The sequence below is a fragment of the Paenibacillus sp. BAC0078 genome (assembly GCF_054483875.1).
Genome location: NZ_JBTLRW010000038.1, coordinates 1 through 25,687, shown reverse-complemented (window position 1 = coordinate 25,687; position 25,687 = coordinate 1). Strand labels below are relative to the sequence as shown.

Here is a 25,687-nt window from a genome sequence, read left to right as displayed (position 1 = left end):
CTCGGTGTATTTGACGGTCTACCCGGACTGGATGCCGCATTCAAAGAAGTGTACCCCAAGGCCGATGTACAGCACTGTGTCGTTCACAAAGTCCGTGCCACGTTCCCCAAAATCCGGGTTAAACACAAGACGGACGTCATTGAAGCGCTCAAAACGGTATACACGGCAGCCGATGAAGAGTTAGCCCGTGCCGCATTCGATACCGTCAAAGCCAAGTGGAGCAAGTTGTACCCGAAGGAAATGGATTCATGGGAAGAACAGTTGTCCACGCTACTGACATTCTACAAGTACCCTGCAGATATCCGCAAAGCGATCTACACGTCGAATCCGATTGAGCGAATGAACAAGGAAATCCGCAAACGACTCAAACCGATGAACAGTCTGACCAATATGGATGCGGCGGAGAAAATCGTGTACTTGGAGGCGATAGACTACAATGAACGTTTTGCGGATCGGATGGTCCCAGGGTTTGGCGCACCAACAGTGAAAGAGCAATTAAGCAAGTTATTTGAAGAACGCTACTCCACGGTCGAAACGCTGGCCGCAGATTAGGCGTTCGCGGGTTTGTAGTGGCGGGGTCCCCCCGCCCCTACAAACCCCTACACCCTGTAAGATACACCCGATGAGATACTCTACTCTTACACAAACTTCTTGACACTACCAGTGAATGGGGAGTTAGCCCGGAAATAGCGGCAGAAATGCTGTTGTTAGAGGGGGATCGGTGAGTTTGTGTGGAAATAACGGCAGAAATGCCGTTGTTGGAGGGAGAACGGCGAGTTTGTGTGGAAACAACGGCAGAAATGCTGTTGTTAGAGGGGGATCGGCGAGTTTGTGTGGAAATAACGGCAAAAATGCCGTTGTTGGAGGGAGAACGGCATTTTTTGCTAGGCTTCAAGCTGTTCATCAAATATGAGGGGAGAAGGGGACTATGGGGAATACGGTAATCGAGATTATGGAGAGACGCAAATCTGTGCGCACGTATGAGTCGACACCGATCAGTGAAGCGGACCATGCGGCAGTGATGAATTACCTGGCGCAGGAGGAGAATTTGCGCGGACCTTTTGGCGGGAAGGCCAAGGTTGAATGGATGTGGGCAGATGGCGGAGCGGCGGAAGGTAAAAGCGTTAAGCTTGGCACCTACGGAGTTGTCAAGAACCCGCAGGCTTACCTGGTCGGCGCGGTGCAGAACGAGAAGACGGCGCTGCTGGAGTTCGGCTATATTTTTCATAAGCTGGTCCTGCATGCCACGGGCCTGGGCCTCGGAACCTGCTGGATTGGCGGAACGTTCAGCCGCAAGTCCTTCTCCCGCGAGATGGAGCTTGCGCCGGGAGAGATCATCCCCTGCATCACGCCCCTGGGATACCCGCGGGAGAAGCAGCGGCTGCTGGACTCCACGATGCGTTTTGTCGCTAAGTCGGATCAGAGGAAACCTTGGGAGGAGCTGTTCTATGATGCCGAATTCGGCAGCGTGCTGAGCCGCGAAGCAGCAGGCAAGCTGGCCGCGCCGCTGGAGATGGTCCGGCTGGGTCCATCGGCCTCCAACAAGCAGCCCTGGAGAGCGGTCTTGTCCCGGGATCTGCGGCAGGTGCATTTCTATTTGCAGTCTACGCCGAATTACAGCGGCAACAGGCTGGGCTTTGAGATGCAGCGGATCGACTTGGGCATTGCCGCCTGCAGCTTTGAGCTGGCCTGCCGGGAGCTGGGGATTTCCGGTGTCTGGACGGAGGAAGATCCCCGGCTGAACGTTCCGAGCCCGCTTACGGAATACATGCTGAGCTATAAGCTCGAGTAAGCGGGCTCAGGCTAACCGTCTCAGGTAAACTGCGACACTCCCCATAAGAAGGACGCTGCCAGCAGGATACAGAGCAGAGCAAGTGTATCGTGTTGCTGCCAGGCCAGCCGATAGGAAGGCGTGCGCTCCTTGCCGGGGTCATAGCCGCGTGCCTCTATAGCGGTTGCCAGCTCATCGCCCATCCCGATGACCAGAACCAGCAGAGGCACAATCAGCAGGGCCATCTGCCGGGGAGTCCAGCGGCTCAGGCCCTTTGTTCTTCTGCCGCGCGAGCTTAGCGCGAGCTGTAGCTGGGCCAGCTTGCCGAGAATCCACGGCACGAACTGCAGGGTGACCGATACCGCCAGCGACCAGTTGCGGGTGCGGATGCCCAGCTTTTTCAGCGGAGCAATGCCCCATTCCAGCCCTTCGCGCAAGGGCGCGCCTGTAGTTGTCTCTGTGAACAGGAAGCCAAGGGAGATCAGCAGCAGAAAGCGGAGCACATTCAGGCCGCCCCGCGCAATTCCCGCCAGACTGAAGCCGATGGGACCGAGCGTGTAGTCCGGCAATTCCCAACTGAGTGCGGACAGCAGCCAGAGGAACAGGAACATAAGGAGGAACGGGCGGAAGAAGCGGACCGTCCTTCTCCAAGGAATACCGGCAGAGATGATCATCCCTGTAATTAGGCCTGCTGAGATCAGCAGCGGAACAAGTGAGTCCATGCCCAGAATAACCAGTGTGCCCAGCACCATCCCCAGCCATTTAACGCGCGGGTCCAGCTTCTGCCACAATCGCCGGGCGGAGGCTGTTTCTGCATGTCCGGCTTCGGTGGAATCTGCTTCAACAGGAGCAAGCTCGTCCTGTCTGCTGTTGCTGTGCCGGCTCTCCCCGGGAATTAACATTCCTTCCTCCGGCGGAACGGGCAGGGGATGCTTGCCCAGCTCCTCCAGCAGAGTCTCCAGGCTGCCAGGCAGGACATCGAACAGCCCCTGCTGCCGGAGTCTCTGTCCGATCCGCGTGTAGGCGGGCGGTGTAAGACCCGCGGAGCTGAGCGGCAAGGGATCGGCGGCTAGCGAAGCAGCCGGTCCGTTATAGCTGATGGAGCCTTGCGACATAATAATCACTTCGTCTGCCAGCGGCAGGAAGCTGTCCAGATCATGCGTGCCGATGATCAGGGTCAGGCCGCTGCGGCGCAGTCCGCGCAGCATGTCCAGCAGGCTACGTGCCGCCTTCGGATCAAGTCCTGCGGTTGGCTCGTCGAGAATAAGCAGACCGGGGCGGGCGGCGATGGCCCCGGCGATGCAGAGCCGGCGCTTCTCCCCTCCGCTGAGCAGAAAGGGAGAACGGCTGCCGAATTCTTCGTAAGGCAATCCTACCTCGGATAATGCACTGCGGATCAGTTCCAGCCGCTGATGCTTCGGCACTCCGCGCTGCTCCAGGCCGTACTCCATATCCTTGTGTACGCTGCCTGCGAACAGTTGTGTCTCCGGCTGCTGAAATACCATCGCGACCGCCCCGGGAGGCATCTCGCCTCCGTCGTAGGAAACCTTGCCTGAAGCAGGCTCCGCAAGTCCTGACAGCAGGCGCAGCAGCGTGGATTTGCCGCTGCCGGTGACCCCGCACAGGAGCGTGAGCGTGCCTTCGCGGATATCCAGATGGATGTCCGTGAGAGCGGGGGTCTTGTCATACTGGAAGGATACGCCTTCTGCCTGAAGCCTCATAAGACGGCCTCCAATTCCTGCTCGGTAAGCGGCAGGCGATGGAGCGGCCAGCCCTGCGACTGCAGCAGATGCCCAATGCGGATGACCGGAGCAGGCTCCCAGCCGAGACGCTCCGGAAGCTCATTCTGATAGAAAAGGGTGCGAGGATCGCCGTCATACAGCATTCTGCCTTCCTCCATGACAGCGATACGCGGGCTTTCCGCCAGCTCCTCCATCCGCTGGGTTACCCAGAGCACGGTGGTCCCCTGCCGCCACAATCTTTGGGCCAGCCCGAAGATGTCCCTCCGCCCGGCCGGGTCCAGCATAGAGGTCGCCTCATCAAAAATAATCATGTCCGGCGCAAGCGCCAGACAGCAGGCGACCGCCAGGCGCTGGCGTTCTCCGCCTGACAGAGTGGAGACGTCCGCCTCCGCCTTGCGGGCCAGCCCTACTTGCCGAAGAACGGTCTCAATTCTGGCTAACATGCTGCTTCGGCCCAGTCCACGGTTCTCCAGTCCAAACGCAACATCTTCAAAGGGAGTGGAGCCGACAGTCTGCGCTTCGGGATTCTGAAATACGAGCTGGATATGCCGCTTAACGGCTGTACGGTTCTCAGGTGAGCGCAGATCCAGACCGGCAGCAGACAGACTGCCCCCCGTAGGAAGGTTCAGACCGATTAGCGTGCGGATCAGAGATGATTTGCCGCAGCCGTTAGCCCCGGTAAGGGCCACCCATTCGCCCCGCCCGATATGTATTGAAATTTCCCGCAATATCGGCAGCTTGCGCTCGCCGTCCCGTAAGGATAAGGTTAAATTATCAGCCCTGATCATTACATGCCTGCTTCCCGAACAAATGTAGTCAATAATCGCTACCCATTATAGCAGACATTTAAAGATTGATGTATCCGGTGCGGAATGGTATAGTGATCCTAAAAAAATGGGGGGTAATCCTGCTCATGAAAAAATGGACGACTCGCGGCCTGATCTTCAGCGCATTATTTGCCGCAGTCATGATAGCCTTAAGTTTTCTAAGAATCTCTCTGCCTTTCTCTACCGTGCCTATCACTATGCAGACACTGGCGGTCATGCTGGCCGGCTCCGTTCTCGGAGCGCGCTACGGCAGTCTGGCTGTGCTGATTGTGATCGGTCTGACGGCTGCCGGATTTCCGGTGATGGGGGGAAGCGGCGGCTTGTCGGTGCTGGTTGGACCTACCGCAGGGTATATCTTCTCCTGGCCGGTGGTAGCTTATCTAATCGGCCTGTTCGCCGAGCGCATAGGGCAGAATAAATATACGTTCGTGAAGCTGCTGGCGGTGAATTTCATTTGCGGAGCGCTCCTGGTGTATCCAGGCGGTGTATGGTGGCTGGCCCATTCCACGGGCATGACCTCTCTGTCCAAAGCATTGACCGCAGGCATGTGGCCTTTCCTTCCGGGGGACCTGATCAAATCAGTATTATGCGCAGCCGTTGTAACTGCCGTGTGGAGGGTATATCCAATCGAGCGTATCCTGAACAGCAACAATGGCGTCTGGGCGGACGGGGAGAATTCACCGGTCGGGCGTTAATAGTGTCTTAAGACAGCTTGCGTTATACAGCAAAGAGGTGAATCCGCAGCCAGGGTTCACCTTTTTAATATGCTGGTATTTATTTGATAAACTAACAATCTGTAGGACAGGCGCTTCAGAGCCGATCTTCTTCTACAGCCTCCGAATTCGGGAGCGCCCAGACGGACACACTTCCGCCGTTGACCGTGAAAACCGCCCAGCCGTCCCCGCCAATCGTGATGGATTCCCCGCGGTTATGAGTGAAATCTGTCCACACCTCTCCGGCGCGATTTTCTCCGACAAACATCCGTTTCTCTCCATTGTCTCCGTTAGAGATTACGACCGCACAGCCGGAGCCTGCAATCTCAGGCACGCCGCGGCGCACCCAGCCGATGGTATTGGCGTGATCGAAATAATCATTCTGCTCTCCGTAGGCTTTGTGATGGCGGGCATAGAGCAGGGGATTGATAGCATCTTTTTTGCCGCCAATCGGGTCCGGGCCGCCTATGCCGTAATAATCCCCGTAGAAGATAACAGGATACCCGTCGCGCCGAAGCAGGATCAGGGCGTAAGCGCTCTGCTTGAACCAGTCGCCGACCCAGGATTCCAGCGCTTCACGCGGCTGTGAGTCATGGTTGTCCACGAAGGTTACCGTATTCCCGGGATGGGTCTGAACTAGAGTGTCGTCAAAAATATGCGTCAGATCAAAGTTCCTGCCCCCAAGCGCGGCCGCGTAGAACTTATAATGCAGGGACACATCGAACAGATCAATTTGATAGTCAACCGTATCCAGAAACTTTCGGCAGGCTTCGAGATTGGGGTTCCAGAATTCACCGACCATATAAAAATCCTCTCCGCGCTTTTTGCTCATTTCCGCCGCGAATGCCTTGATAAACTCATGATTGATATGCTTGATGGCATCAAGGCGATAGCCGCTGCATTGCAGAGTATCCACCAGCCATTTGCCCCACTCCAGCATTTCGGTTCTGACATCCTGATGGCTGTAATCAATGTTGGCGAACATCAGGTAATCGTAGTTTCCGAATTCGTTATCCACGTTCTGATTCCAGGTCTTATTCTCCCCGATAATCCGGAATACGCCGCTGCGCCCCACCTTGGCATCGAAATCGGTGCCGTTGAAGTGGTCATGGTTCCATTTGAAGGAGGAGTGCGCACCCCCGCGTCCCGGAAAAGAAAACTTGGTCCAGCCCTCGATCTCGAACGGCTGTGAGATTTCCTTGTTACGGTCGTGCGGGTCCACCTCAACCACCTTGAAAATCTCAGTCTCATCCGCCCCCGCCTTATGATTCATGACGAGGTCAACGTACACGGCGATGCCGTGCTTCTGACACTCGGCGATAGCGTCGATAAGCTCCTGCTTTGTGCCGTATTTCGTGCGTACAGTCCCTTTTTGATCGAACTCTCCCAGATCGTACAGATCGTACACGCCATACCCTGTATCTTCGGCGGAGACGGCCTTGGCTACCGGAGGAACCCACACGGTATCAATACCGATGGCTTTCAGCTCCGCAGCCATGGAGGACAGCCGCTTCCAGTGCTCCCCGTCCGCTGCGATGTGCCACTCAAAGAATTGCATCATCGTATGATTTCTCTTCATTTTGGTTGGCCTCCTTCATATATCCCCTATATAATCTGAAACCTGATATTCACAAACAAAGGCTGTTGATTAATGCATGGAATTGTTGCAACATGAAAAGTGCAGCGGTAGCCTTAACGAGCGGCTATGGGTGCTGTTATGACCCAAAAAAGCAGCAGATATACGTTGCTATATAAGTTGAACTTAGATTTTCATATTAGGGTACTGGTCGTAACTGCGGGGAATGTTTGGACTTCCGGCCGCTGTTGTTCACAGATTTCTTGATTTATACCGCTCTTCGCGGTAGAAATCCGCAGACAGCCAATGCTTACGATGCCAGCTTTCCTACGGAAAGCTCTCAGGCGGACGCATTCGCTCCGTAAGTATCCAAACTTCCCCTCCGCACTTCTACCTTTTTATGATTTTTTTTAAGTAGACTTATATAGATGATCTTAATCCAGCACTTGGGCTTTACATACGGGAAGGGAGCTACATATGGATCATAAATATCAGCAGCTAAGTCCGCATATTCTGATCATGCACGCGGAGCATGAAACCGACCGTCCCATCCTGGCGGCCATTATGGGGGAGCGGCGCACGCTGCTAATGGATGCCGGGAATTCGCCTGCCCATGCTGAGCTGTTCCGGAGGGAACTGGAGCGGCGCGGCTGCAGGCAGCCGGATATCCTGGTCTTGACCCATTGGCATTGGGATCACAGCTTTGGCATGTCCGCGTGGAAGGTGCCTGTGATTGCTCATGAGGGAACGGCAGAAGCGCTTGCCGGACTGAGCGGTCTGGACTGGTCTGAGGAGGAACTGCAGGCGCTTGTCCGCGCTGGCACTCTCAACGAGGCAAGTGCGCAGCATATCCGCCTGGAATACGGCGATACCAGTGCGGTAACGGTGGTGAAGCCGGATATTGTATTCACGGGTTCCATCTCCATAGACCTGGGAGGAGTGACCTGTGAGCTGAACCATGTGGGCGGCGACCATTCGGCAGACTCCTGCGTTCTGTTCGTCAAGGAAGACAATGTTCTGTTTCTGGGCGATGCCCTGGGTCCTTCCGTCTATGGTGGCCCGCAGCAATACAGCAGTACCGGCTTCCTCAAAATGCTGGGGCTTGCCTACGGCTACGAGGCACAGTGGTACGTGGAATCGCACGGTGTGCCGATGAGCGCGGCGGAATTCCGGGAGGATCTGGCTCCGTGGGAGCGGCTGGCCCGGATCGTGGACGTGTTCGGACGTAACCGGGAACGGGTAGTGCTGGAGCTGAAGGATTATATGCAGCTTGAGGAGCTGCCGGGCGACCTGCTGCGGGGCGTGGAATATTTTATGGCCGGCAGCAAGTGAACAGGCAAGTGAATTTAAGAAAAGCCCCGTTTCCATCTGGCCTGAGGCCTTGTGGAGCGGGGCTGTTTTTTTCCAATATAGCTTTCATACTGGTGTGTAGTGAGTGATCGACGAGCCGCTGGAAATATGCACGGCATTGCGCCCATTGCGTTTCGAGGTGTAGAGCGCATGATCCGCTTCGGAGAGCAGCTCTTCGAGTGAGATGTTTTTGCGGAAGGCTTCCACGGCCCCAAAGCTTGCAGTTACATTTATTGCCCCGGAAATGGTCTGGAGCGGGCTGCGCTCTATATCCCCGCGAATGGTCTCGGAGAGCGCAGCAGCCTGCTTCAAGGGAGTCCCCGGCAGACACAGGACAAACTCCTCGCCCCCGTACCGCCCGAAAATATCCCCCTCCCGCAAATGCCTGCTGCACACACTCACAATATGCTGCAGCGCCATATCGCCATAGTGATGCCCGTACCGGTCGTTGATGCTTTTGAAAAAGTCGATGTCCAGCAAAATGATCGAAACCGGCGCCAGGCTCAAATCGGCTTCCGCCAGCAGTTCCCGGCTCAGCTCCATGAAATGCATCCGGTTATAGATTCCTGTCAGGCTGTCGATGGTGGCCAGCAGTTGCAGCTTTTCCTGGAGCAGGGTCCGCTCGGTCACATCAATCAGCATGATCATCCTTCCGGCCCATTGGCCGTCCCGCTTCAGCACCGGTGAGGATCGTACCTGGTAATAGCAGGTCTCTCCGTCTTTGTTCCAGGCAAGCTCCCGTTCCCCGCTGATCAGCGGGTCGGAATTCATGACATAGGCGACGGCCTCCTTGCCGGCGGGAAGGAATAGCTGTACAAGCGGTCTGCCGATGGCTGAGGAATCCAGTCCCTGCAGCATCTCCGTAGCGGCCCTGTTATAGTCAATGAGCTTGTCGGAACGGTCGGTGACCAGCACCCCGTCGCGCATGCTCTCGAACAGATTTTCCCGGGCAATGGGGGCGGCGGTCAGCATGCCTCTGGAGAGGATAGCCCATATATAGAGGGTTGAAGTGATGCTCATAATCACCGGAACAGGATCTACGCCATGTGGCGTCATGTCCATCAGATAGAGGAAAGCGCCCAGGGCAGGTAGGAATTGTCCTATAAAAATAATAATCAACTGCCGGCGGTAAGCATGCTTTATCCGGTTCCACTGCCATCCGATCAGGCACATGCCCGCAAGCATGCAGCCGAAGGTCATACTGCCCTGAATGATATACCAAGGGCCCATGACTACATCAATCAGCGGAGTCTGGGCGCCTTCCCGAAAATATATGGACTTATAATACAGGTGGTGATAGCCGTTGGTCCATACCAGCAGCGTTGTGATGAGGGGGATGCCGTAGAGCGGGATCAGCAGCTTTTTGTCGATCAGACGCTCCAGTCCTACGAAATACATAATTACAAGCAGGCTGGAAGGAGCTATGTAGGGCATACCCAGATACTCTAGCTTGATCCAGAATTCGATTTCCCCCATGGAGTTGCCCGAAAGCTCCAAAGCGAAACCAAAGGCATAGATTGCCGAAGTGAGGGAGCTGAGGATAAATGCCCGCGTTCCGGCGAAATCTGTTTTTTTGTAATAGGCAAAAAGCGCCAGCAGAGCGTTCAGTACACCTGAGATACAGACAATAACAATATAATCGGAGATCATGGAGTCCATCAGGCGTGTCTCCCCGGGCGAATATAAGCTTTTGGCATGGGCGGATTGTCTCCTATTTGATGATGATTAGCTAAATAGTACCACATATCTGCGGCCCCTAGACAAAGTGACGGAAATTCGCAGACGCAATTTTACTATTTGTCTAGTGAGAGTATAGAGAGCAAAGTGTAACATGTTAGTTAATCCTACATCATTTGAGGAAATCATCATCATTGCCTTATTTGATGTTATGTTATTTAACGTTATAGTGAGATTAAATCAGATTCAGGAATGAAAGGGGCGCTGGGAATGTCATTAGTAGCAACAAAAATTCCTGAAATACAGATGCGGAACGTCGAGATGCGTTATAGGGCGGAAACGGCCGATGTGCTTGCGCTGCATCAGGTAAGCCTTGATATTGCCAAAGGAGAATTCGTCTCCCTGCTAGGTCCGTCCGGCTGTGGCAAAACCACGCTGCTGAGACTGATGGCAGATTTGATAACACCAACCGGCGGGAATATAACTGTAGCCGGCAAAAGTGCGAGGGAAGCCCGTTTGGCGCAAAAGTATGGCATTGTCTTCCAGAGTCCGGTGCTGTACGACTGGCGGAAGGTGAAGCACAACATCACGCTGCCGCTGGAGCTGATGGGCGTCAAGAAATCCATCCGTGAGGATAAAGCTCTGGAGCTGCTGGACCTTGTGGGTCTGCAGGGCTTTGCCGACAAATATCCGTGGCAGCTTAGCGGAGGGATGCAGCAGCGGGTAGCCATCGCCAGAGCGCTGTCGATGGAGCCGGAAATTCTGCTCATGGATGAACCGTTCTCCGCGCTGGATGAATTCACCCGCGAGCGTCTGAATGAGGAGCTGCTGGCTGTCTGGAGCAAGGTGCAGAACACGATTGTTTTCGTCACCCACAGCATCCCCGAGTCGATTTTCCTGTCGGACAGAGTGTTCGTGCTGTCGCCGCATCCGGGAAGGCTGTCCGCGATTGTGGATATCCCGCTGCCGCGTCCGCGTACGGCGGAAATGAGAAACAGCCCGCAGTTTTTTGAACTGATCGCCCGAATCCGCGACAGCTTCGAAGGGGTGTAGGGATGAAGGGGAACAGTACATTTATGCGTGACCGCGTGCTGCCGCTTTTCGTGTGGATTTTCGGCCTGCTGGTGGTCTGGGAGGCGCTCTCCTGGCTGCTGCTGCATGTGGCGAAAACGCCGCTGGCCCAGTCGAAGCTGCCTTACGTGCATGAGGTGGCGGCAACGCTGTGGAAGTACGGCGGGACGCTGGTGACAGAGGGCGGAGCCACCTTCGGCAATGCCGGTGTCGGCTTTCTGATCGGTGCGGCGGCCGGAGTGCTCCTGGCGGTGCTGATGAGTCTGTCGAGGACGATAGAACAGCTCGCCTTCCCCTACGCAGTCGCCTCACAGATGATCCCGATTCTGGGCCTTGCGCCAATCATCTACGGTATTGTGCGTGACGAGCAGGTGTCACGGATCATTATCTCGGGGTATATCACCTTTTTTCCGGTGGCGCTCAATATGCTGCGCGGGCTGCGCAGTGTGGACCTGTCCGCGGTTGAGCTTATGCACTCCTATGCCGCGAAGCCTTGGGCCGTGTACTGGAAGCTGCGTTTTCCGGCCGCACTGCCCGGTCTGTTCAGCGGACTCAAGATTGCCGCACCGCTCGCCGTCACCGGAGCGATTCTCGTGGAGCTTATGGGCGCACAGCATGGTATTGGCGTCATTATGCTGCGCAATCTCTATTACGGCCCTTCCCATACGTATATGTTCTGGTCAACGGTGCTTGTCGGCGCTCTCCTCGGGGTCGCCAGCTATTGGCTGATGAGTCTGGTGGAACGCCTGGCAGCGCCCTGGCAGCCTGAATTTCGTCCGAAGGGAGGCAGCCGCTGATGGAGAGCAATACTGTGCGGGATACCCCATTCCTGGCGTCCTCCGGGAAAGAAACAACAACCGCTTCAAATTCTTCGGATAACAACGTAATTTTGTTGAAATCTAGCAAGCAGCAGAGCCCCTCGCGGCCTTTGAGATGGCTGAAGCCCAGTGTGCTTCTGCCCTTGCTGGCCGGTGTGCTGTTCCTGCTTCTCTGGGAGCTTCAAGTATTCCACAAGCTGCTTGATCTGAAGAAATACCAGCTTCCGCTGCCCTCGGCGATATGGGAGGCGATGCGGGATAATTTCAGCCTGCTGCTGTCCTATACCGGCTATACACTGAGTGAGGCTGTGGTGGGGATGCTGATTGGCTCGGCCTGCGGCTTCCTGATTGCTCTGGCGGCAACCGCCTGGCCCCGCTGGGGCGGGGGGAGCTTAACGCTGGTGGTCGCTCTGAACGCTGTGCCGATTGTGGCGCTCGCCCCGATTATGAATCTGTGGTTCGGCGACGGCATCGGCTCGCGTGCAGCCATCGTTACAGCGACCACAATGGCAGCGATGGCCATCAATGCCTATAAGGGCATGGCCGCCGTCGATCCGCTGGCGCTGGATCTGATGCATTCGTATGCGGCCGGCAAGCCGGCGGTATTCCGCTATCTGCGTATCCAGAACAGTCTGCCGTATGTGTTCACTGCACTCAAGATCAATGCTACCGCCAGTATGATCGGGGCTATTGTCGGGGAATTCTTTTTCTCCTCGCGGGGACTGGGCTACCTGCTCTCCAACTCCATCAAGGTAGCCAAAATGCCGCTGGGCTGGTCCTGCATCGTGCTTGCAGCGATTGCCGGAGTGATCTTCTACCTCGCCGTCGAATGGCTGGAGAGGATATTCATCAAGTGGCACTCCTCCCAGCGGTCCTGACACCTGATCCCGTTACATCCGGTTCTGCGCAGAAGAGGAACAGAGAATCCCTCCGCAGGCCGTATGCATAGAGCACCACGATGTAACCATGCTGATCTTTTTTTGAAATGAAACTCAAATCGGGTAGGGGGAGTTGTATTGATGAACGCGGGAAAACGCAAATTTCGTGGTGGACTGTTGATGGCGGTAATGATCATGGCGGTCTCTTTGCTCGCAGGCTGCGGGGGCAACAGCAATAATAATGCGGCTCCTTCGGCCGAAACTACGGCAGGGACTGCGGCTTCCGCTTCGCCGGAAGCGGCGGCAACGAAGGAACCGGCTGCAGATCCGGTAACCGTTAAGCTGCAATTGAAATGGGTGCCGCAGGCGCAATTTGCCGGTTACTTCCTGGCGAAGGACAAAGGCTATTATGCTGATGAAGGGCTGAACGTAGAGATTCTGCCCGGCGGTCCGGACATCGTGCCGGAGCAGCAGGTTGCGGGCGGTTCAGCCGACATCGGCGTGGACTGGGTGGCGAGTCTGCTGACCAGCCAGGAGCAGGAAATGCCGCTGGTGCAAATCGCGCAGATCTTCCAGAAGAGCGGACTTGTAATGGTGTCGAAGAAAGCTGCGGGAATCAATGGACCGGCTGATCTGAAGGGGAAGAAGGTCGGCAACTGGATGGGCGGCAATGAGTTTGAGATTCTGGCCCTCTTTGATAAATACAAGCTCGATTCAAATAAGGATCTGAAATTCACGAAGCAGGGCTTCACGATGGACCAGTTCCTCGGCGGTGAGATCGACGCGGCTTCGGCCATGACCTACAACGAATACCAGGTTGTGCTGGAATCAGGGATCAAAGCGGATGATCTGAATGTAATCGACATGAATGATGAAGGGGTGGCGATGCTGGAAGATAACCTCTTTGCTAACAAGGAGTGGCTGGCAGACAACAAGGAGACAGCAGCGAAGTTCGTCCGCGCCTCTCTGAAGGGCTGGAAGGATGCCATTGCCGATCCGGAAGCGGCTGTGGACAGTGTCGTGAAGCTGGCAGAGGAAGGCAGCACAACCCGGGAGCATCAGCTAACAATGATGACTGAGGTTGCCAAGCTGATCCAGCCGGAGGGCTTCGACGCCTCCAAGCTGGGCTTCACCGACGCTGCGGCATTCCAGCAAACGGCGGATATCGCCCTCAAGTTCGGGGTCATCAAGAAGGCTTCCAAAGTGGATGAGGCTTACACGAACGAGATTGTGGAGATGGCGGCAAAATAAACAAGGCAATGACTTATGGAATGAACTGCGGACAGAATGAAGTGGAAAAAGGGAACCTAATTTGTGAGTTTGACCGATTGTTTGATGAGTTAGGTGGAAAAAGTTTACTTAATTCTCCCATTTCCGTCCCGTTCAGTAGTTTTATAAGGAAATATGTGGAGTTTTTCCCACTAACCATCCTCCAGAAGGTCACTCGGAAGCATGAAGCGGAAAAATTCCATCTTGATCTAAATGGGCGCAGCCATGACTGCGGTGAAATGTTTGGGCTTACGGCCGCTGCCTGTCTACAGATTTCTCAAATTGTACTGCTGCTTCATAAATAGATGGCCGCCAGAATGGGCGGTCATCTATTGTAATCGGCCCATTAAGGTCAATCTTGAGTTCAGCTTGCTATAATAGGCAACCCCAAAGATAGAAAGAGGTGCAGGCGATGTCTCTGCTCGTAAGGCAAACAGAGAAAGTGAAGAACTACGTGAACGGCGCTTGGGTGGAGTCCTCCTCCGGGCGGCAGGAGGAGGTGTTCAATCCGGCAACCGGTGAGGTTATTGCCTATGTGCCGATCTCCAGCCGGGAGGAGCTGGATGCTGCGGTAAAGGCCGCTGCTGAGGCTTATCTCTCCTGGCGCATGGTTGCCGTCCCGCGCCGCGCCCGCTATTTCTTCCAGTACCAGCAGCTCCTGGTGCAGCACTGGAACGAGCTGGCGGAGCTGATCACGCTGGAGAACGGCAAAAGCCTGGAGGAAGCGCGGGGTGAGGTGCAGCGCGGAATCGAATGCGTGGAATTTGCCTCCGGCATCCCCACACTGATGATGGGCAGCCAACTGCCGGACATTGCCACTGGCGTCGAATCGGGAATGTACCGGTACCCGCTCGGGGTGGTCGGCGGTATCGCTCCCTTTAATTTCCCGATGATGGTGCCCTGCTGGATGTTCCCGCTGGCGATTGCCTGCGGCAATACCTTTGTGCTGAAGCCTTCCGAGCGCACGCCGCTGCTGATGAACCGGCTGGCCGAACTGTTTGCGGAGGCGGGATTTCCGCCGGGGGTGCTGAATGTGGTGCATGGGGCGCATGAGGTGGTGAACGGCCTGTTGGAGCACGAAGAGGTTAAGGCGGTCTCCTTTGTCGGCTCCCAGCCGGTCGCGGAATATGTCTATAAGCACGGAACCTCCTTCGGCAAGCGGGTGCAGGCGCTCGCCGGGGCCAAAAACCATTCCATTGTCCTCCCGGATGCCGATCTCGACAATGCGGTGAAGAACATTATTTCCGCCGCCTTCGGCTCTGCGGGCGAGCGCTGTATGGCCTGCTCTGTCGTAGTAGTACAGGAGTCCATCGCCGATGAACTGGTAAGCCGCCTGTGCGAAGCTGCCGATGGCCTGAAGATCGGGGATGGCAGGGAGGAAGGTGTGTTTCTTGGCCCGGTTATCCGCCAGTCGAATAAGGACCGCACCGTTGCTTACATTGAGACAGGGCTGAAGGAGAAGGCGGAGCTGGTGCGGGACGGCAGGAAGGATGAAGCGGCTTCGGGGGCGGGTTATTTTCTCGGATCGACGATCTTTGATCATGTGCAGCCGGGCATGACGATCTGGCGGGAGGAAATCTTCGCGCCGCTGCTGGCGGTCGTTCGTGTTAAGGATTTGACCGAGGCTATCGCGGTAACGAATCAATCCCCTTTTGCCAATGGGGCCTGCATTTATACGGACAGCGCCAAGGCGATTCGGGAGTTCCGGGAAGAGATTGATGCGGGGATGCTGGGGGTCAACCTGGGCGTGCCTGCGCCGATGGCGTTTTTCCCGTTCTCGGGCTACAAGAAGTCCTTCTATGGTGATCTGCATGCCAACGGCCGCGACGGCGTTGAGTTCTATACCCGCAAGAAAATGGTCACCGCGCGTTATTAACGACAAATGGAATATCGAGAGGAGAGAGTGCCATGCAAAGCCTGGGGAAAGAAAGTGAGCTGGCTATCCGGAAAGATCAGCAGTATTTATGGCATAACATCACCCCCTACAGTGAAAAGAACCCGCCGATGATTGCCGCCTCCGCGAGCGGATCATGGGTGACCGATATGGATGGAAACCGATTTTTAGATGGGATGTCCGGCCTGTGGTGCGTAAATATCGGGTATGGCCGGAAGGAACTGGCGGAAGCGGCCTATCATCAGCTGCTTAATCTGCCGTATTTTCCGCTGACGCAGAGCCATGTGCCGGCAATTGCCCTGGCAGAGAAGCTGAATGAGTGGCTGGGGGATGAATATGTTATTTTTTTCTCCAACAGCGGTTCAGAAGCCAACGAAGCCGCCTTCAAAATAGCCCGCCAATACCAGCAGCAAACCGGCCAGCATTACCGGCATAAATTCATTGCCCGCTACCGCGGCTATCACGGCAGCTCGCTGGGCGCCCTCTCGGCTACCGGCCAGGCGCAGCGGAAATATAAATACGAGCCGCTGAGCGGCGGCTTTCTGCATGTGGCTCCGCCGGACAGCTACCGCAGACCTGCCGGAACTACGGTAGAGGAGTTCAACCTCCAGTGCGCACAGGCGATTGAGGATACGATTGTCTGGGAAGGCGTGGAGACGGTGGCGGCGGTGATTATGGAGCCGGTGATTACCGGCGGCGGAGTCATTGTGCCGCATCAGATCTATTTGGACCGGGTGCAGGAAATCTGCCGCAAGCACGGTGTACTGCTGATTATTGACGAGGTGATCTGCGGCTTCGGACGCTCCGGCCGCAGGTTCGGCCATCATAATTACGGCGTGAAGCCTGACATTGTCACTATGGCCAAGGGTTTGACCAGTGCCTATCTGCCGCTGTCAGCCACGGCGGTGCGCAAGGATATTTATGAGGCCTTCAAGGATAGCAGCGATGACTACGGGCATTTCCGCCATGTGAACACCTTCGGCGGCAATCCGGCGGCATGTGCGCTGGCTTTACGCAATCTGGAGCTCATGGAGCAGGAAGGTCTGGTGGAACGGGCAGAGCTTCTGGGCAAAAGGCTGACCAGTGAGTTCGCCGGGCTGCTGAATCACAAGCTGGTGGGTGACATCCGCAGCTTCGGGCTGATCATCGGCATCGAGCTGGTGGCGGATAAGGTCACCAAGCAGCCTGCCGATGTGGCTGTCGTCAAGGGTATCATTTCCGAGTGCAAGGCCAAGGGTCTGATCATCGGCAAAAACGGGGATACCGTGGCAGGCTACAATAATGTGCTTACCATAGCTCCGCCGCTGTCCTCCACCGATGAGGATATTCAGTTCATCATTGATACCTTCAAAGCTGTGCTGAACGGGAGCTGGGCAGAGTGAGCTTCTCCGGGTGCAGGAACTGGTAGGCGCGCAGGGCCACCTGAATGGAGATGCGGTTCTCTGGCAGCATGAAGTCTTCGCCCAGCAGCTCGGTGATTTTGTCCAGCCGGTAATAGAGCGATTGTCTGACGATGAACAGGTTCCGGGCCGCGATCTGCTTGGAGCCGTCATGGTCGAGGTAGACTCGCAGCGTCAGCAGCAGCTCGCTCCCTTTGGCTTCATCATGATCAATCAGCGGTCCGAGGTAGCTGCGGATGAAGGTCTCCAGCGTCTTGCCGTCATTCAGACTCAGCAGCAGCTGGAAGACGCCTAGCTCCTCGTAGAACAGAATGGACTTCTGATAACAAGAGTATAGAGACAGCGCTTGTACGGCTTCCTGGTAACCGGCATGGGCGGCCTTCAGCCCCCGATGGGACTTGCTGACTCCGATCACGAGCTGCAGGTCCTTCAGCTTCTCGTCGGAGCGGATATGCTGGAGGGCATCCAGCGCCTGCTGGAGCCGCAGCTTGCCAGGCAGCTTGGACTGGATGTCGAGGGCGATAACGGTCAGGCGGTTGTTCCGCAGCGTAATCAGCGGCCGCAAAGAGTACTTCTCGAAGATGGAACGCAGGATGAGCGACAGATGGAAGGTGATCGACTCCCATTCATTCTCCGAGCTGTTCCATTTAACATCACGGGGATTCTCGATTTCGATCAGGCATACACGGTAGGGCAGCTCATTGACCACGTTGAAGTCGGGACCTGCCAGTCCCTTGAGCCGGTTATCGTCCTCGATGCGGCCGCCCACCAGCTCCTCCACCCACAGATTTTCCGAGAAAAGCTTGCGTTCCTCCATGTAACGCGTACGCAGCAGCTCCTGCGCAATCGACAGCGAGGCGGAATCGAGCAGCAGGCAATCGAACTCCTGGGGCTTGTGATTGCAGACCATCAGGATATAGGCCCAGGTCTGATCAAGCGCGCCCACCGGCTTCACGGCAATCGTCTTGTGGCCGTATTCACGGATGTACGGTGCAGCGTCCGGCTGTGCGCCCTCCAGCTCTTCCCGGGTGGCCTCAAAGAAGCTCAGCAGCGGGGTCTGCTCCTCCGGCGACAGGGCCGGGAAGAACAAGGGTTTTCCCTGGAGCTGCATATATACAATCTGTGTACGGGTGCTTTTGCATAATAATTGCAGTACTTTAAGTGTCCCTTGAGAGGTCAATGTCAGGCGGTGGAACTCGCGGGAGATGCTCTCCAGCTCCTGAAGCATCCGGTGATGGCGGTTAATGATGAGGGAATGCAGGTCGAGCGTGATATCGACAAAGCGAACAGTGCGGGTGAAGATGATCAGCGGGAAGTCATGGCGGTTGGCCAGGTTGATCATCTCCTGCGGGATGCTGCTGAAATACGCTCCCAGCTCGATACATAGGCAAGCCGCGTTCTTATCAATCAGATTCTGCATAAAAGCTAACGAAGAGGGCAGATCGACGCTTGCGCCCATTCCGGTGGTCAGAATCATCTCTTCCCCGTGGATCAGACTCTCAAAGCTTGCGCTCTCCAGCACATGCACCCAGCGGACCGCCCGGTCCAGGCCGCTTGCTCCGCCGATGATCTCAGCTTCTGCAAACAGCGGTCTTTTGAGCGCATCGCGAATGGTAAATACAAGTTCCCAATCCATAAGCTTCCCCCTCGCTCTCACAGGTAAAAAATACACTTTTGAAATTAGACAAAGTGTCTAATGTAACGAAAAATGGAATTGACTATAGTTTGAGTATGACGTGTCAGCATAGTTAACTCAATTGGATAGGGGACAGAAGAAAATCTTTGGTTTATTGTTCATTTTACTACAATAATCCTGATAAGTAAGTAAAATATTAAGGCAATACTCGAAACAATGTTATATTATATAACATAAAATGATCATAAAGCGGAGGCCAATCACTCAGAAGGAGGGATACGGATGGAGCACACTTCTCCGTTACACACATTCACGCCCGATATGTTTATGCGAAATTTCGCCGAGGCCGAGCCTGGCCTTACCCGTAAAGGCGCAATCGAAGAATCCAACCGTTGCCTGTATTGTTATGATGCGCCCTGCATCAAAGCTTGCCCGACCAGCATTAATATTCCTTCCTTCATTAAACGCATCGCTACCGACAATCTGAAGGGCTCGGCGGCGACCATCATGGATTCCAATCCAGTGGGCGCGAGCTGCGCGCGTGTCTGCCCTACAGAGGAGCTGTGCGAAGGGGCATGTGTGCTGAATGACGCTTCCGCGCCGATCAAGATCGGGCTGCTGCAGCGCTATGCCACTGACTGGGCGATTAACAGTGGCGCGCAGTTGTTCGAGCCAGGCGTGCCTAATGGCAAAAAAGTTGCTGTCATCGGCGGCGGTCCAGCCGGGCTGTCTGCAGCCAGAGAGCTGGCGCGTGAGGGCTTCGGCGTGGTGATTTATGAGGCGAAGAACCTCGCGGGAGGACTGGATACGCACGGAATCGTCTCGTTCCGGCTGCCGCAGCCGATCTCGCTGTGGGAGGTGGAGCAGGTCGAGAAGCTTGGCGTAGAAATCCGTACCGGAGTGAAGGTCGGTGTGGACGTTACGGTGGAAGAGCTGAAGGCCGGTTATGATGCCATCGTGCTGGCAGCCGGGATGGGTTATGTTCCGCCGCTTGGCATTGAAGGGGAGAAGCTTTCCGGGGTATACGATGCCATCGAGCTGGTCGAGACCACGAAGACAGGGATTCCGACGCTGGAACTGATGGGCCAGCGGGTCGCCGTCATTGGCGCAGGCAACACGGCGATTGATGCCGCTACCTGCTCTGTACGGCTGGGAGCAGCAAATGTGAAGATGGTCTACCGCCGGACGCTCGCTGAGATGACGGCCTATGACTTTGAATATGAATTCGCCAAGCAGGAAGGCGTGGAGTTCAGTTGGCTGACCCTGCCGAAGCGGATCATCGGGGACGAGCTGGGCAACGTTGCCGCCCTGGAATGTGTGCAGATGAAGCTGACCGGGGAGACCGGCAAGGATGGCCGCCTCACCCCGGTGCCTGTGGAGGGCTCCGAGTTTCTCATGCCGGTGGATGCGGTGGTAGTGGCCATCGGGCAGAAACGGCGGGTGGATCTAATTGAAGCGCTGGGCATTGAGCATGAATGGGGTGTGGTCAAGATTGACGAGAAGACCGGCCGGACCTCCGATCCGCAAATTTATGCCGCCGGGGATATCGTCTTTGGCTCCGGCACAGGCGAAGCGATGGTGGTATCCGCAGCCCAGCAGGGTAAGGATGCCGCTTATGCCATAGCGAAGCAGTTGTCGGGGCTGCAGGACAGCAGGGTGGCTCTATCCTGAAAAAAATCCAGGCCCGGCTGGGCTTACCGAACTTACATGACAGGGAGGGAACATTAATGGCAGATTTGAGTATTGATCTTGCAGGAATCAAGTCACCCAATCCGTTCTGGCTGGCTTCGGCGCCGCCTACCAACACAGGCTACCAGGTACAGCGGGCCTTTGAGGCGGGCTGGGGAGGCGCGGTGTGGAAGACGCTGGGCGATCCGATTATCAACACTTCGTCGCGGTTTGCCGCCGTGCATTTCAATGGGCAGCGGGTGGCGGGCTTCAACAATATCGAGCTGATCACCGACCGTCCGCTGGAGGTCAATCTGAAGGAAATCTATGAAACGAAGAAAAGATTCCCGAATCATGCGGTAGTCGCCTCCCTGATGGTGGAGCCGAAGCAGGAGAAGTGGCATGAAATCGTCAAGAGGGTCGAAGCTGTCGGAGTAGACGGATTGGAGCTTAACTTCGGCTGTCCGCATGGGATGGCCGAGCGCGGAATGGGCGCGGCCTCCGGGCAGCAGCCCGACCTGGTGGAAGCCCAGACCTACTGGGTCAAGGAAGTGGCGACCACGCCGGTCATTGTGAAGCTGACGCCGAACATTACCGATATCACGGTTGTCGCCCGCCACGCCGTCAAGGGCGGTGCGGATGCGATCAGCCTGATCAATACGATCAACAGCCTGGCCGGGGTGGATATTCATAGCTGGAATACCATTCCGAACGTGGGCGGTCAAGGGGCGCACGGCGGGTATTGCGGGCCGGCTGTGAAGCCGATTGCCCTGAGCATGGTCGCCGAATGTGCGCGCGACCGCGGCGTAGGCGTGCCGATCTCCGGGATTGGCGGAATTTCCACCTGGCAGGATGTTGTTGAATTTATGCTGATGGGCTCCACCGGCATTCAGGTCTGCACGGCAGTTATGCACCACGGCTTCCGGATTGTCGGGGAGATGATCGACGGCCTGAACAACTATCTGGATGACAAGGGACTGGCTTCAGTCACGGAGCTGATCGGCAAATCGGTGCCCAAGTACTCCAATTGGGGCGATCTGGACCTGAATTATAAAGTGGTCGCACGAATCAACGAGGACAACTGCATCAACTGCAATAAATGCCATATAGCCTGTGAAGACGCGTCGCATCAATGTATTGACATGCTTACGAATGCTGAAGGCAAGGCAACTCTGCAGGTGCGCGAAGAGGATTGCGTAGGCTGTAATCTGTGCTCCATTGTCTGTCCGGCGGACGGCGCGATTGACATGGTTGCACTGGACACCGGAGCGGCGCCTCTGACCTGGAACCAGCGTCAAAAGGTGATCAGCGCGCTTAACGGCGCTTATTCGGAAGCGGAGGTGGTGTAAGGATGAAGAAAATCATCAAAAACGGCATTATCGTTACTGCAACGGACACGTATACTGGAGATGTTCTCTTGGAGAATGGCGTGATTACCGGAATCGGCCTCAATCTGGAAGCGCCCGGTGCGGAGCTCATCGACGCTTCCGGCTGTTATGTATTTCCGGGGGGAATTGATCCCCATACCCATCTCGATATGCCTTTTGGCGGCACTGTAACCGCAGATGACTTCGAGACCGGAACGATTGCCGCCGCTTATGGCGGGACGACCACGGTGATCGACTTCTGCCTGACGACCAAAGGCCAGCCGCTGCAGCAGGCGGTGGATACCTGGCACAATAAGTCGCAGGATAAAGCGGTGATTGACTACAGCTTCCACCTGATGGTCTCGGAGCTGAATGACAAGGTGCTCGGCGAGCTGCCGCAGATTATAGAGAATGAGGGCATTACCTCACTCAAGGTATTCATGGCCTACAAGAACACGTTCCAGGCGGATGACGGCGTACTCTACAAGACGCTGCAGGCTGCCAAACGGGAAGGCGCACTCGTTATGGTACATGCCGAGAACGGAGATGTGATCGAGTATCTGGTAGAGCAGGCCTTGGCCGCCGGCAACACGGATCCGATCTACCATGCGCTGACCCGGCCTCCCGAGCTGGAAGGCGAAGCTACCGGCCGAGCCGCGTACCTGACGGAGCTGACCGATTCTCAGCTCTATGTTGTGCATGTGACCTGTGCGGAAGCAGCCTGGAAGATTGCTGAAGCCCGCCGGAAGGGGCTGCGTGTCTACGGGGAGACCTGTCCGCAGTATTTGGTGCTCGATCAGACGGCGCTGGAGAAGCCTGACTTCGAAGGGGCGAAATATGTCTGGTCCCCGCCGCTGCGGGAGCAGTGGAATCAGGATGTGCTGTGGGATGCCTTATGGAGCGGCACGCTGCAGACGATTGGCTCCGACCAGTGCTCCTTTGACTTCAAGGGCCAGAAGGACCTTGGTAGGGGCGACTTCTCAAAGATTCCGAACGGCGGACCGACCATCGAAGACCGGTTCAGCCTGCTCTACTCCGAAGGTGTGCAGAAGGGCCGTATTTCGCTCAATAAATTTGTCGATATCATTTCAACCTCCAGCGCCAAGCTGTTTGGGTTATTTCCGCAGAAGGGCACCATTGCTGTAGGCAGCGATGCGGATATTGTAATCTTCGATCCTGCTGTGCAAAGAACCATTTCCGCAGCTGCTCATCATATGAATGTGGATTACAATGCCTTTGAAGGCCTTGAGATTACAGGCGAGCCGGTCTCCGTGCTCAGCCGGGGCGAATTTGTGATTCGTGACAAGCAGTTTGTCGGCAAGGCAGGGGCCGGCAAATATCTGCACCGCAAGCGGTTCGAGGCGGAAGCGCCGCGTCCGTCCAAAGCGGAAATCAGTGGAGGAGTGGTCTGAATGTCTGCATTCGCCGAGTTCGATAAAGAGCGGCAGGAGATTGATGCCCTGCTGCGGCAGGGCTATTCGATAACCGGCATCCTGGAGGATCTGGATGGGGCCAAAGTAAAGTTCAGCAGCAGTGCCCCCGGCAGAGGCCCAGTAGAACTGCTGCTGCTGACCGCAGACGCTCGCAAGCATGTGACTACGCTGCTGATTGCAGCAGCCCGCCCGCCGGCGCCGGTAGAAACACATTCATAAGCTATTATAAGGTTCAAAAGGCTGTGATCTTCGGATTGCAGCCTTTATTGTTGTTAGGATCTTTTTCGTTGTGGATAAGTGCGGATGGTTGTGGATAAGTATGGGTGAATTGTTGATGAAATGTGCATAAAATGTGCATAAAGCTGGGGTATATAACTATGGGTTTAAATCGTCCGAAGGACGAAGATGTGCTTTGGGGAATACAGATCTTCATTCGGTGTGGAGGCAGCAGCAATCTATCCTGAAATAACGATGTCCGAACAGGGGACATTGTTATGGAAGCCTCGAATTTGGCGAAGCCAAACCGGGGGGCCTTCTATGAAATTTCATCGTCTGAAGCGCCGCGAAAGAGCGGCATGGCTGTCTATTGCACTTCATACAGCAGATCAAAGCTATTTTTCAACAAAAACGAATCCTGTTGTATTTGGTGCAGCAGATTTCCGCTGAGACGCCGCAAATGGGTGAATTCTGTCCTTCCTGAGTGTATATAGTGCAACAGAACTGAAAATCCTCGGCGCTGCGTCCAATTTTATTGCAGAAAGTACAACAGAAGAGTTGGGCGGACCTGTATGGCACGCTGCTCCGCCAGTTAGTTGCTCAAATATAAGACCGTCCTTCCAAGGACGGCGCAGCAGTCTCTACTTGTGTCTGTAAACACTCCGATCCGCAGCGGCCAATGGCAACTGGAGAACTACAATTGCTCCCGCTCCACAAATTCATGCCGCAGGATCGACATAATCATTAACGATTCGAAGGAGTCGCCGACTTTGACGCATTCACGGAGTATCCCCTCCGGTCTGAAGCCTGCATTCTCATAGACATGGCGCGCTCTGCTGTTGTGCTCCCTCACATCAAGCCATAGCCGGTGGGTATGCGTTTGGGTGAAGACCCACTGCGTCAGCAGCGCCAATGTTTTTTTGCCGAAGCCGCGCCCCTTGGACTGAACGGCAATCCGCATGATGCATACGCTAAGGTTGGGGTCTAGAAGCCCTGTAAGAATTACATAGCCTGATGGCTCCCCTGTTTTTTCCTGGATGATCAGATGGAGCATATCTCTGTCCTCTAGGGCTGCAGCATGCTGTTCCCTGCTCCATTGTCCGATGAACGGGCGGTTCGCCTCGCTTCGCTCCGCGTTCAGGACAAACTCCAAATCCTCCTCCGCTGTTGTGCGTAGCTCCATATTCTCCGTATGCAGCAGCATGGAATCCCCTCGCTTGTAGTAGTTTTATAATGATAGTGCCATTAATCATCCTTATATTTCTCGCTGAAACGGATACCGCCTCTTTCAGAAGACGGCAAAGCCGTTTTTACTTGTTGCCGAATGTTACGCCAGGCGGTTGGGATCATGGTCCAGGGAGAAGACGGAAACCGACGGAGTGGGGGTGATGGCAATGGGTTCAGGAGCGATTTCTGTTACATCAGGAGAGTAGAGGTAAAAGCTGTCGCTTACTTCCGAGGTTCTGACTCTGGTGAACTCATTGGCTAAGCAGATCTTCGAGGATGCCGCCAGCGTATGCTCTCTGACACGAAGCTTGAAGGTTACGAGCGTCTGATCGACTGCCGGTATACTGATCTGCCTGGTGTTCGCTTCGACCTGGATGTCGATTCCGCGCAGGCTTGTGTTCATATCGAGATAAATACTCCCATCCACCGGACTCATGAAATTGTACTGGGTGATATTATTCACTTCATTGCCGGACGTATAAGCTTCTTTCTTGTACACGGATTGCTGCAGATACTCTGAATTGTCAAATACCGCGCTGTCATACTGCACAATGAAATTGAAGTAGCTGTAGCCTGGATCATTCGGGGCAAAATCACGCAAATGCACCAGCACCGTCACTTCCTCTCCGGGAGCATATGAGGGTTTGTCTGTAGTGACTTCCACGGACATGGCGGGCGGTGTATTGTCTACGGAAATCTCACGGAACATGGAGAAGATGAGGGTGAGGAAGCCCGAGCTTTTGAAATATTTTTTGAAGCCTGAACGTTTGTTCATCTTACAACCTCCGTATTGTGTGTTAATACATTCAGGTATGTAATCTTGTTGTGTGAGACCATAGTAGCAGCTTGGTACTGATAAATCGCTGATAAACGTCGAACAATGGGAGAAAAGATCGAACAACAGCGGAAAAATATCATTCTGGAGGCACAAAAAAACAGCCGCGCATCAGTGTGCAGGACTGTTTTTAACGGCCTTCTGAGAGAAGTCCCCTTCCTCTGCAGGTAGGGGATGAATCTCGGTTAGGCGAAGCCTAAATGCATTTTCTATTGTGTGTGCCCTTGGGCGTCAAATTCATCCTATCTTTTTCCAATAAGAGGATAGATGTTGGATGTTTGTGTGATATAATAGGAACATATGATCCGATCAAGGTGGT

At 55.2% G+C, this 25,687-nt stretch carries 22 protein-coding genes; 15 read left to right on the top strand and 7 right to left on the bottom strand.

The genetic code is table 11. The annotated features are described in order from the left end of the window. On the top strand, window positions 1-552 hold a 552-nt coding region (locus tag ACX1DY_RS31210; RefSeq protein ID WP_458968009.1), incomplete at its 5' end, for an IS256 family transposase. Between the two features lie 376 nt (window positions 553-928). Next, complete coding sequence (locus ACX1DY_RS31205) at window positions 929-1,792, top strand: nitroreductase family protein (RefSeq protein ID WP_458968008.1); 864 nt, start codon at window positions 929-931, stop codon at window positions 1,790-1,792. A 20-nt stretch (window positions 1,793-1,812) separates the two neighbouring features. On the opposite strand, the gene ACX1DY_RS31200 is transcribed toward ACX1DY_RS31205, so the two are convergent. Both ACX1DY_RS31200 and ACX1DY_RS31195 read right to left on the bottom strand, forming a co-directional pair. Then, window positions 1,813-3,492 (bottom strand): ATP-binding cassette domain-containing protein, encoded by a 1,680-nt coding sequence (locus ACX1DY_RS31200; RefSeq protein WP_458968007.1) that lies wholly within the window; start codon window positions 3,490-3,492, stop codon window positions 1,813-1,815. Continuing rightward, window positions 3,489-4,301 (bottom strand): ATP-binding cassette domain-containing protein, encoded by an 813-nt coding sequence (locus tag ACX1DY_RS31195; protein ID WP_458968006.1) that lies wholly within the window; start codon window positions 4,299-4,301, stop codon window positions 3,489-3,491. The genes ACX1DY_RS31200 and ACX1DY_RS31195 overlap by 4 nt, the downstream gene beginning before the upstream one ends. A 125-nt stretch (window positions 4,302-4,426) precedes the next feature. Between ACX1DY_RS31195 and ACX1DY_RS31190 the strand changes: the two genes are divergently transcribed. Continuing rightward, entirely contained in the window at window positions 4,427-5,035 is a 609-nt protein-coding gene (locus ACX1DY_RS31190) for a biotin transporter BioY (protein WP_458968005.1), read from the top strand. 115 nt (window positions 5,036-5,150) lie between these two features. On the opposite strand, the gene ACX1DY_RS31185 is transcribed toward ACX1DY_RS31190, so the two are convergent. Beyond that, the gene (locus ACX1DY_RS31185) at window positions 5,151-6,632 is read right to left on the bottom strand and encodes an alpha-amylase (RefSeq protein ID WP_458968004.1); all 1,482 of its coding nucleotides are present in this window, start codon (window positions 6,630-6,632) and stop codon (window positions 5,151-5,153) included. Between the two features lie 474 nt (window positions 6,633-7,106). Between ACX1DY_RS31185 and ACX1DY_RS31180 the strand changes: the two genes are divergently transcribed. Beyond that, a complete protein-coding gene (locus ACX1DY_RS31180; protein WP_458968003.1) occupies window positions 7,107-7,961 on the top strand; it encodes an MBL fold metallo-hydrolase in 855 nt (284 codons plus the stop codon). 84 nt (window positions 7,962-8,045) lie between these two features. Here the strand turns inward: ACX1DY_RS31180 and ACX1DY_RS31175 are convergent, their stop codons facing one another. Next, window positions 8,046-9,638: a histidine kinase N-terminal 7TM domain-containing diguanylate cyclase gene (locus ACX1DY_RS31175; protein WP_458968002.1), complete on the bottom strand. Its 1,593-nt coding sequence runs from the start codon at window positions 9,636-9,638 to the stop codon at window positions 8,046-8,048. A gap of 288 nt (window positions 9,639-9,926) precedes the next feature. Here ACX1DY_RS31175 and ACX1DY_RS31170 point away from each other — a divergent pair, with 288 nt between their 5' ends. The 6 genes from ACX1DY_RS31170 to ACX1DY_RS31145 all read left to right on the top strand — a co-directional run bounded on the left by ACX1DY_RS31170 (window position 9,927) and on the right by ACX1DY_RS31145 (window position 16,968). Beyond that, the gene (locus ACX1DY_RS31170; protein ID WP_458968001.1) at window positions 9,927-10,709 is read left to right on the top strand and encodes an ABC transporter ATP-binding protein; all 783 of its coding nucleotides are present in this window, start codon (window positions 9,927-9,929) and stop codon (window positions 10,707-10,709) included. A 2-nt stretch (window positions 10,710-10,711) separates the two neighbouring features. After that, on the top strand, window positions 10,712-11,524 hold the full coding sequence (locus tag ACX1DY_RS31165; RefSeq protein ID WP_458968000.1) for an ABC transporter permease: 813 nt from the start codon (window positions 10,712-10,714) through the stop codon (window positions 11,522-11,524). Beyond that, window positions 11,524-12,423, top strand: a complete 900-nt coding sequence (locus tag ACX1DY_RS31160) for an ABC transporter permease (protein WP_458967999.1) — start codon at window positions 11,524-11,526, stop codon at window positions 12,421-12,423. The genes ACX1DY_RS31165 and ACX1DY_RS31160 overlap by 1 nt, the downstream gene beginning before the upstream one ends. Before the next feature lie 141 nt (window positions 12,424-12,564). Beyond that, window positions 12,565-13,674 (top strand): ABC transporter substrate-binding protein, encoded by a 1,110-nt coding sequence (locus tag ACX1DY_RS31155; protein WP_458967998.1) that lies wholly within the window; start codon window positions 12,565-12,567, stop codon window positions 13,672-13,674. A 430-nt stretch (window positions 13,675-14,104) separates the two neighbouring features. Next, window positions 14,105-15,568 carry a CoA-acylating methylmalonate-semialdehyde dehydrogenase gene (locus ACX1DY_RS31150; RefSeq protein ID WP_458967997.1) on the top strand — a complete coding sequence of 488 codons (1,464 nt, stop codon included), beginning with the start codon at window positions 14,105-14,107 and terminating at the stop codon, window positions 15,566-15,568. 32 nt (window positions 15,569-15,600) lie between these two features. Further along, window positions 15,601-16,968, top strand: coding sequence for an aminotransferase (locus ACX1DY_RS31145; RefSeq protein ID WP_458967996.1), 1,368 nt, complete (start codon window positions 15,601-15,603; stop codon window positions 16,966-16,968). Here ACX1DY_RS31145 and ACX1DY_RS31140 read toward each other — a convergent pair. Further along, the gene (locus tag ACX1DY_RS31140) at window positions 16,934-18,622 is read right to left on the bottom strand and encodes a PucR family transcriptional regulator (protein WP_458967995.1); all 1,689 of its coding nucleotides are present in this window, start codon (window positions 18,620-18,622) and stop codon (window positions 16,934-16,936) included. The genes ACX1DY_RS31145 and ACX1DY_RS31140 overlap by 35 nt on opposite strands. A gap of 282 nt (window positions 18,623-18,904) precedes the next feature. Between ACX1DY_RS31140 and ACX1DY_RS31135 the strand changes: the two genes are divergently transcribed. The 5 genes from ACX1DY_RS31135 (at window position 18,905) to ACX1DY_RS31115 (ending at window position 23,756) form a co-directional block, all read left to right on the top strand. Continuing rightward, entirely contained in the window at window positions 18,905-20,293 is a 1,389-nt protein-coding gene (locus tag ACX1DY_RS31135; protein WP_458967994.1) for an NAD(P)-dependent oxidoreductase, read from the top strand. A gap of 56 nt (window positions 20,294-20,349) precedes the next feature. Further along, window positions 20,350-21,639 (top strand): NAD-dependent dihydropyrimidine dehydrogenase subunit PreA, encoded by a 1,290-nt coding sequence (preA, locus tag ACX1DY_RS31130; protein ID WP_458967993.1) that lies wholly within the window; start codon window positions 20,350-20,352, stop codon window positions 21,637-21,639. A 2-nt stretch (window positions 21,640-21,641) separates the two neighbouring features. Further along, window positions 21,642-23,069 carry a dihydropyrimidinase gene (gene hydA, locus ACX1DY_RS31125; RefSeq protein ID WP_458967992.1) on the top strand — a complete coding sequence of 476 codons (1,428 nt, stop codon included), beginning with the start codon at window positions 21,642-21,644 and terminating at the stop codon, window positions 23,067-23,069. After that, on the top strand, window positions 23,070-23,309 hold the full coding sequence (locus tag ACX1DY_RS31120; protein WP_458967991.1) for a hypothetical protein: 240 nt from the start codon (window positions 23,070-23,072) through the stop codon (window positions 23,307-23,309). Window positions 23,310-23,627: 318 nt separating this feature from the next. Beyond that, entirely contained in the window at window positions 23,628-23,756 is a 129-nt protein-coding gene (locus ACX1DY_RS31115) for a hypothetical protein (RefSeq protein ID WP_458967990.1), read from the top strand. 244 nt (window positions 23,757-24,000) lie between these two features. Here the strand turns inward: ACX1DY_RS31115 and ACX1DY_RS31110 are convergent, their stop codons facing one another. Next, a complete protein-coding gene (locus ACX1DY_RS31110) occupies window positions 24,001-24,510 on the bottom strand; it encodes a GNAT family N-acetyltransferase (protein ID WP_458967989.1) in 510 nt (169 codons plus the stop codon). 123 nt (window positions 24,511-24,633) lie between these two features. After that, complete coding sequence (locus ACX1DY_RS31105) at window positions 24,634-25,308, bottom strand: cohesin domain-containing protein (RefSeq protein WP_458967988.1); 675 nt, start codon at window positions 25,306-25,308, stop codon at window positions 24,634-24,636. Between the last annotated feature and the right edge of the window lie 379 nt (window positions 25,309-25,687).